The sequence below is a fragment of the Streptomyces solincola genome (assembly GCF_002982015.1).
Classification (GTDB): Bacteria; Actinomycetota; Actinomycetes; order Streptomycetales; family Streptomycetaceae; genus Streptomyces; species Streptomyces solincola.
Map to the genome: position 1 here is coordinate 1 of NZ_PVLV01000360.1, position 5,368 is coordinate 5,368.

The following is a 5,368-nucleotide window of genomic DNA, read 5'->3' on the forward strand; positions in this document are numbered from 1 at the left end:
CACCACCCCAGACGCCGCCCCCGACATCCCGGCCACCGACGAACAACCCGCACCCGCCACCCACCAGGAAGGCCAGGTGCCCATCGCCACCTTCCTGCGCGTCCTGCGCCACCTGGCCAGACACACCACCCGCACCCGCTCCGCCGTGGTCACCGAACTCATGCAGTACATGCCCACCGCCGTCGCCGTCGGCTACCTTCGCCAACCCGACAGCGAGCTGCCGCTCCCCGGACCCGACTTCGCCTGCAAGATCCACACCCTGCTCGCCGCCGCCGCCGAACGCCCCTCACGCCCCAGCGACCTCCCAGCCCGACCCCACGCCCGTCCCCGCCGCCGGCGCGAAACCCCCGGCACCGCGGTGCGCATCCGCTGCTACCTCGATGAACGAGAGGTAGAGGAGTGCCACCTGGACGAGCACGCCGCGCGCTGACGCTGCCGCTCTGCCCGTGCCCCCGGGACCTCTTCCCGGGGGCCCCGCCGGGTGGCTGGCAGGGGCAGCGCGGGCGGTCACCCGTTCAGGCATAGCGGCGGGGCTCACGGGTGATGGTCCTCGCCTTCGGCATCTCACAGTTGGTCGCGGCCGGCTCGATCTTCTCGAACCTGGCCGTCGCCCGCCCGGCGTCCACGCTCAAGAAGTCGGCGACCGCGCGACGCGGACGAGCCGTATTACTCGATGAGCACCGCCGACATGGCATGGACGTGCAGTTCATCGCCCACCCCGACGGCACACCCTGTGGTTCCCCGCGCGACGCCCGGCCGCACCCACGACCTGGCCGCGGCCCGGACCCATGGAATCGTGCAGGCCTGCCTGACCCGGCAGATCCTGCTGGCCGACCGCTCCTACCAGGGCGCCGGCGCCACCGTCCGTGCTTTCGCGACCACTCACGGCTGAGAGCTCGTGGGGAACGGGCCTTCACACAGTTCGAATCCTGGCGCATCCTCCGCCGAGCCCAATGCTCCACCCGCCGCATCGGCACCATCGTCCAAGCCGTCCACACCCTACTGACCTGCGACTATTCTGGGTGAAAGAGGTTCGCTGGGACGCCACCATCCATGACCGCGTGGGCTACTTCGCCTTCTCGGCGGTCTTGAACCACTCGCGGTGCTCGTCATAGGTCATCCGGAGCTGGTCCTCCCCGACCTCGTTCCGGTCACCGCCGCCCCACTCCGACCAGTACGTCCCGTGGCCCCCGGGAATGTTGTCGATGCGGGTCATGATCATGCAGTCCCCCGCGTACTCCCCGAACTCAGGGCCCAGCCGCTCGCCTTCCCGTTCTGCCCGTCCACTGGCCAGTCTGTTGCCGTCCTCGTCGTAGATGACGGTCTCCTGCTCGGAGGCCGCCGTACGGAGGCAGCTGCCCGGTGTCGACCCTTCCACGGTGAAGTCTCCAGGGCCCACGCCGACGACGAAGGCCGTGAAGGGGCTCCGGTCCACCCACGGGGCCCACACCCAAAGAGAGACGGCAGCCGCGGCAACCGTCGCGCCGCCGATCATGGACCACACAGTTGTGCGCCGCTTGCTCCGCTGCGGACCCTTGACGAGCGACACCGGCTCACAACTCGCCATTGCTTCCCCACCCTCAGTCATGCAGCGCATCATGCCAGTTGGAGTGTGATCGCCTGACTGTATGCGCTGGGAGGGCTGTATACCCTCTGCTGCACGCCGCTCGTTTGGGCCGGGCAACCACGCACACGCATGGGGTTGCCTTGGCCGAGGAAGAGGACTGTCGGTGCGCAGATCCACCAGAACATCCAGCGCGGGTTGACTGCCGCCGGTTCCGTAAGCGTGCAGGTCAACCCCGACGTCTCCCGGTGCCGCACTCTGCCTCCCGCGCCTGGGCTCCGCCCGCCCCCTACGACCTGGCCCGCACGCTGCGGGTGCTGCGGCGCAGCAGCGCAGACCCCACCTGCCGGCTGGACGCAGATGGCACTTGGTGGCGCACGAGCCGCACCCCGGACGGCCCGGCCACCCTCCGCCTCTCCGACGAGAGCGATCCGGCCGCCGGTTGCCGGATCACAGGAGCGGCCTGGTGGCCGGGGGCCGACTGGGTGCTGGAGCACCTGCCGGCACTCCTCGACGCCGGCGATGACCCGACGGTCTTCATGCCCCGCCACCGGGTGGCCGCCGCCGCCCACCGCCGGCACGCCGGATTGCGCCTGGCGGCCACCGGCCTGGTGATGGAGTCCCTCATCCCCACGGTGCTGGAGCAGCGGGTGACCACCGGCAGCGCCCGCTACGTCTGGCGGCGCCTTTTGCGCCTCTACGGCGAGCAGCCACCCGGCCCGGCCCCGGCCGGGGTGCCGGTGACGCCCGCCCCGTCGACCTGGCGGCGGGTGTCGTCCTGAGAGCGGCACCGCGCTGGCGTCGACCGCGCCCGCGCCGCCGCGATCCTCCACGCCTGCGCCCGCGCCGCCCGCCCGGAGGAGGCCGCCACCATGCCGCTCCAAGAAGCCTCCGCCCGCCTCCAGCTCATCCCCGGCATCGGCCGTGGACCGCCGCCGAAACCCTCCAGCGCACCCTCGGCGCACCCGACGCGCTGACGCTGGGGGACCTGCACCTGCCGGTCCAGATCGGCTACGCCCTCACCGGCAAGCGGGACGGTACCGACGAGCTGATGGTGGAGCTGCTGGCCCCTTATGTCGGCCAGCGCCACCGCGCCGCCCGGCTGATCCTCCTCGGCGGCCGCATGCCGAACCGGCGCGCCCACCGGGCACCGCACAGCCGCATCGCCCACTTGTAGGCGGCGCTACAGCGAGGCGCGGTTGCCGATGTACTTGGTGGTGTCGCAGGCCACCCGGTCGATGCCCCGGAAGCGCACGCACATCTTCGCGTTGGTGCCCTGCTCGAAGGCGGACCAGGTATAGCTGAGGGTCTTACCCTTGCGGCGGGCGGTGTGCTGGTGGCCGACCTGCTGGCCGTCCTGGGTCAGATAGACGGTCCTGGTCTTCGCCGCCCGGGGCGGGTTCGTCCAGATCGCTGTGATCTTATTCCAGCCATTGCGGCCCTCCATGCGGATGCACACCTGCGGCCCGGACCAGTGGTGGGTGCAGGCGCTGGTGTCCGCGGCCGCCGGCGTCGCGCTGGAGACCACCCAGGCCAACGCCAGGGCGGTGCTCCCGTGCAGAAGTCGTTTCATGCCCGGTCCAACGGCCCGGCCCGGTGCGGCGGGACGCCGTAAGAGTGATGACCACCCGGGCGAGCGAACGGGCCGCATCGCCGGGCACCGCATCGCTCCGGCGCGCTTCCCGGGGATGTCGGCGGTGCTGGTGGCAGGACCGATTCTCCAGGTGAACCCCGTCCCCCACACGGCTGGCACCCTCCGCGAAACGGAGCGGCGCCGGCGCCTGCGCCGCTATCCCTACGGGTGTGATCAAGAACCTCACCCGCGGCTTGGCCGCTCTCGCTCTCGCCCTGACCCCGCTGACCGCGGCCGGTCCCGCGCAGGCCGCCCCGGCCGTCGAGCCGATGCTGCTGGCCGATGCGGTCGCCGCGCTGCCGGTCGCCGAGGAGTCCCGCGCCGGCTACACCCGCACCTCCTTCAAACACTGGAACGCGGGCCTGGACCCGGCCGACGGCTGCAACACCCGCGCCGAGGTCCTGCTGGCCGAAGCCGACGTCGCGCCCGACGTCGCACCCGGCTGCCGGCTGTCCGGCGGGGCGTGGTCCAGCTACTACGACGACCAGGAGGTCACCGACCCCGCGCGCCTGGACATCGACCACATGGTGCCGCTGGCCGAGAGCTGGGACTCCGGCGCCGCGGCATGGACGGCGGCGCGCCGGGAGGCGTACGCCAACGACCAGGGTGCGGAGCCGAGCCTGGTGGCGGTGACCGCCCGGTCCAACCGGGCCAAGGCCGACCGCGACCCGACCCAGTGGATGCCGCCCGCGCCTGGCGCCCACTGCCGCTACCTCACGGAGTGGGTCGCCACCAAGCTGCGCTGGGGCCTGACCGTCGATCCGGCCGAGCGGGACGCGCTGGTCGGGCGGGCGGAGAACTGCCCGGCAGCCCTCGTCCACTTCACCCCGAGCCCCTGACAGGCTCGTCCCCCCGCCCGCCGGCTGCCGGCGGGGTACACGCCGTTGCCGGGCTGCCGGCCGGCCGACCGGACCACGACTGGGGGGTCCACCAGGTGCCCATTGACCGAACGGACACTGGTCGCCCCGCTACCGCCTCCGCGCGGGCTGGACGCCGAAGTGCACCGCGAGGAGCGGCTGGTCACCAGATGGCGTCGACCCATTCGGGGTGGTCGATGAACGGGTTGCGGTTGTGCTGGTAGGTCGAGTGGATCAGGTCGTTGCGGCGCTTCTCGAAAGCGTCCGGCGGGTCCTGGAGCGACCACTGCTTGAGGACGCTGAGGCGGCCGATGGCCGGGGCGGAGTTGTTGTTGACCTTCTCGTTGGGTTCCAGGTCCTGGAACCCGTCGCCGCCGTCGTAGCGGACGGCCATGTAGAGGATCATGCGGGCGACGTCGCCCTTGACCGCGTCGCGGGGCTCGAAGGAGTCGCTGTCGGTGTAGTTGCCGGGGGCGCCGGTGACGGGTTTGCCGCCGTTGTCGAAGTCCTTGTTGCCGCGGATGCCGTTGACGGTGACGTCTTCGGGGCGAAGGTGGTGCAGGTCGGTGCCGGGGCCGGTGGCGGTGCCGAAGTCGCCGTGCGACTTGGCCCAGACGTGCTCGCGGTTCCAGTCGCCGCTGTTCCCGCCGGAGCGGGTCTTGGGTATGGAGCGGCCGGTGTAGAGCTCGATGACGTTGGCGGGGTTGGCCGGGTCCTCATCGGTGGTCTTCAACGCGTCCCAGACCTGGTCGTAGGTGACCTTGGACTGCGAGCGGATGATGGTGTGCAGCGCAGCCTTGAGGGCGGGACCGGTCTTGCCCTCGGCCGCCGCGTAGTAGGAGCCCGCGCCCACGACTGTGCTCGGCTGCACCGCGGAGGCAGGGCTCGCAGTCAGCACGAAGGCCCCGGCACTGGCCAGGGCGATGACGGTGCGTCTGGTGCGGATGAGGTGGTGGGGCACCAAGGAATCCCTCCCCTGAGCCACCCGCAAAGGGGCGGCGCCGACATGGAAGCGAAAGGCAGAATCGCAGCCCGACAGGCACCAGAACATGTCCTTCGCGCAACATGCACATGACCAACGCCGGACGGAGCCGACCACACCCTCAGTCACCCCGCTACACAGGCTTGACGCCCCGCGCGCCATACCCGGCGACACCGAACCGCCCAGCAGCAGGGGACATGCACCACCGCCTGCTCCTGGTGGCCCCGCTCGCGGTAGCGGCCACGGTGCTCACCGCCTGCACCACCGTGAGTCCCCCGCTGCCCAGCCCGTCCCGGCGGCGGGGGACTCACGGTGGTGCAGGCGGTGAGCAC

4 protein-coding genes and 3 pseudogenes are annotated in these 5,368 nt (G+C 71.5%); 4 read left to right on the forward strand and 3 right to left on the reverse strand.

Going from position 1 to position 5,368, the window contains the following annotated elements:
* Positions 1 to 430, forward strand: a pseudogene (locus C6N75_RS30845) (hypothetical protein); the annotation flags it as partial.
* 222 nt (positions 431 to 652) lie between these two features.
* Positions 653 to 1,026 (forward strand): annotated as a pseudogene (locus C6N75_RS21545) (transposase family protein); the annotation flags it as partial.
* A gap of 40 nt (positions 1,027 to 1,066) precedes the next feature.
* Here the strand turns inward: C6N75_RS21545 and C6N75_RS21550 are convergent.
* Positions 1,067 to 1,378, reverse strand: a complete 312-nt coding sequence (locus C6N75_RS21550; RefSeq protein WP_146132631.1) for a hypothetical protein — start codon at positions 1,376 to 1,378, stop codon at positions 1,067 to 1,069.
* A 434-nt stretch (positions 1,379 to 1,812) separates the two neighbouring features.
* Here C6N75_RS21550 and C6N75_RS32275 point away from each other — a divergent pair.
* Positions 1,813 to 2,741: pseudogene (locus C6N75_RS32275) on the forward strand (DNA-3-methyladenine glycosylase family protein).
* Between the two features lie 6 nt (positions 2,742 to 2,747).
* Here C6N75_RS32275 and C6N75_RS21560 read toward each other — a convergent pair.
* Positions 2,748 to 3,137 carry a hypothetical protein gene (locus tag C6N75_RS21560; RefSeq protein WP_146132632.1) on the reverse strand — a complete coding sequence of 130 codons (390 nt, stop codon included), beginning with the start codon at positions 3,135 to 3,137 and terminating at the stop codon, positions 2,748 to 2,750.
* Between the two features lie 230 nt (positions 3,138 to 3,367).
* Here C6N75_RS21560 and C6N75_RS21565 point away from each other — a divergent pair, with 230 nt between their 5' ends.
* A complete protein-coding gene (locus tag C6N75_RS21565) occupies positions 3,368 to 4,036 on the forward strand; it encodes an HNH endonuclease family protein (RefSeq protein WP_105870555.1) in 669 nt (222 codons plus the stop codon).
* A gap of 181 nt (positions 4,037 to 4,217) precedes the next feature.
* Here the strand turns inward: C6N75_RS21565 and C6N75_RS21570 are convergent, their stop codons facing one another.
* Positions 4,218 to 5,018, reverse strand: a complete 801-nt coding sequence (locus C6N75_RS21570; RefSeq protein ID WP_181160563.1) for an endonuclease I family protein — start codon at positions 5,016 to 5,018, stop codon at positions 4,218 to 4,220.
* Positions 5,019 to 5,368: the final 350 nt, after the last annotated feature.